Below are 2,170 nucleotides of genomic sequence, written 5' to 3'. Positions count from 1 at the left end.
TGCGGCATCCGGGGTCAGATCAAAACGGTTCGGCTTGCGGCTGGACAGGCCGGCTACCCGGTAGGGATGACTATAGGGAAAGGGGGCAGGGCCAGCGTCGGTCCCGTTGTCAGGTTTGTTGTTCATCTTGTGTCCTTTTCTCGGATCTCGTGCGAAACCGTCGCTCCGGCACAGTCTGTGTCATTCTCACGGGCGTTTCTTGCGTTCCTTTCTTGAACAAAAGCCTATCCTTCTGTAAGTCAAAGGCAACGCCGGAAAACCGGGCTGGGATACGGGGCTTCATCCCCATAGGCAAGAGGGTGCAAGGGACATGCAGGCAGGCAAGGCAAAAGCGCGGTTTGTCCGACTGGTCATGGCGGGGTGCATCCTGCTGATGGCGGCCTGCTCTGCGATCTATCGTAACCATGGCTATGTGCCCGAAGATGTCGATCTGGAGCAGATACAGGTCGGCACCTCCTCCCGGCAGGACGTGGCTGATTTCATCGGTCGCCCTTCGGCTGCGGGTTTGCTGAATGATCAAGGCTGGTACTATGTCCAGAGCCGTTTTGAACATTTCGGCCCGAAAGCCCCGGTGGAGATTGAACGTCAGGTCGTCGCCATCACCTTCAATGATCAGGGCATTGTCGAGAATGTCGAACGCTTCGGTCTTGCCGAAGGGCGCATCGTGCCATTGTCGCGCCGTGTGACAGACAGCAACATCAAGGGTGTCAGCTTCCTGCGTCAGCTTTTCGCCAGCTTCGGGTCCGTTCGGGCCAAAGACGCCTTGAAGTGACGACCGCCTTATCGCCCTGATTTGGCGCCGCCATCGCAATTCGGCCGCAGCGCCACGCCACCGGCGGGCTTGCCAGCGATTTGCGCTGGTCGCATACTTTCACTGACGCGCGTACGGCGAGATTTCACGGCCCCGGCCCAAAGGATTGAACGGTGTTGCAGCTTCTCAAAGGCCGCTATCGGGCCCGTGTGGCCGCGGACGCAAGCGATCTGGCGCGGGCGCAAACCCTGCGCGGCCTGTGTTTCGGCATCGCCTCAGGGCGCGATGCGGATGCGTTTGATCCGGTGTGTACTCATATGCTGATTGAAGATCAGGCCAGCGGGATGCTGGTCTGTTGTTTTCGCCTGCTGCCCGTCCACGACGCGCCCACCCTGAAACACTGCTATTCCGCACAGCATTACGATCTTTCCGCCTTGGCGGGTTATCCCGGCCCGATGCTGGAGCTCGGGCGGTTCTGCCTGCACCCTGACTGGCATGATCCCGACATCCTGCGCATCGCCTGGGGTGCTTTGACGCGGCAGGTGGATGCCATGGGGATCGGGTTGCTGTTCGGCTGCACGTCTTTCGCCGGGGTGGACGCCGTACGGCATCTCGACGCCTTCAGCCTGCTTTATCAGGCGCATCGCGCGCCGGAGCCTTGGCGACCGCTGCGCAAGGCAGCGCAGGTTTTCGAGTTCGCCGACGGTCTGCGCGACCATTCGATCGACCGGAGCCGCGCCAAGGCGACAATGCCGCCGTTGCTGCGCACCTATCTGCTGATGGGCGGATGGGTCAGTGACCATGCGGTGATTGATCGGGAGATGCAGACGATGCATGTGTTTACGGCGGTGGAGATCGCGCTGATCCCGGCCACCCGCGTGCGTCTGTTGCGCGCCGTGGCGTCCTGAATCCGCTTTATTTCCGCTTTTCGACAACGCCAAGCGAATCCAGCGCCGCCTCAAGTGCTGATCGGCTCTGACCCGGTGCTTTCGCTTTCAATGCGTCGAAGGTTTTGCGCAATGCGACTTTTTCAGCACCCTGACAGTCGTTCCACGGTCGGCCCTGCAAGCCCATCACCAGAACATAATAGCCGATGAAATGCGCCCGCGTGCCTGACTCCAACAGCCGCATGTAGGCGGCATCCGCACCAAGCGCGCGCAGCTCCTCCGCCGAATGGACCCCGGCACGGGCAAAAGCCGCCTCTGACGCGGGGCCAAGATTGGGGATGCTCGAAATCGGTGTTTTTTGATCTGACATGACCGAGGTTTCACCAAAATGGCAGTAGTTTGCAACCGCCGTTCTGGTCATGGCGCATCGACATCACGTCAAAGCGCGCCGCTCACACCGGAATCAGATCGCCGCCCAGTCGCGGAAGATCGTTTGACCTTGCTGCTGGCCGCTGCCTGAGGATTGGCCCTG

General features: G+C 60.6%; 3 protein-coding genes. 2 read left to right on the top strand and 1 reads right to left on the bottom strand.

Annotation, left to right across the window (positions count from 1 at the left end):
- The first annotated feature begins 310 nt into the window (after positions 1-310).
- Positions 311-772 carry an outer membrane protein assembly factor BamE gene (locus tag L0H65_RS18815; protein WP_301460728.1) on the top strand — a complete coding sequence of 154 codons (462 nt, stop codon included), beginning with the start codon at positions 311-313 and terminating at the stop codon, positions 770-772.
- Positions 773-924: 152 nt separating this feature from the next.
- The gene (locus L0H65_RS18810; protein WP_301460727.1) at positions 925-1,659 is read left to right on the top strand and encodes a GNAT family N-acetyltransferase; all 735 of its coding nucleotides are present in this window, start codon (positions 925-927) and stop codon (positions 1,657-1,659) included.
- Positions 1,660-1,666: 7 nt separating this feature from the next.
- Here the strand turns inward: L0H65_RS18810 and L0H65_RS18805 are convergent, their stop codons facing one another.
- Entirely contained in the window at positions 1,667-2,008 is a 342-nt protein-coding gene (locus L0H65_RS18805; protein WP_301460726.1) for a TfoX/Sxy family protein, read from the bottom strand.
- Positions 2,009-2,170: the final 162 nt, after the last annotated feature.

Source organism: Pseudorhodobacter sp. (assembly GCF_030452865.1).
GTDB lineage: Bacteria > Pseudomonadota > Alphaproteobacteria > Rhodobacterales > Rhodobacteraceae > Pseudorhodobacter.
This window is presented reverse-complemented; position numbering and strand designations above follow the sequence as displayed.

Coding starts and splice junctions, on each gene's coding strand:
- L0H65_RS18815 (WP_301460728.1), top strand. CDS start 311: ATGCAGGCAGGCAAGGCAAAAGCGCGGTTTGTCCGACTGGTCATGGCG.
- L0H65_RS18805 (WP_301460726.1), bottom strand. CDS start 2,008: ATGTCAGATCAAAAAACACCGATTTCGAGCATCCCCAATCTTGGCCCC.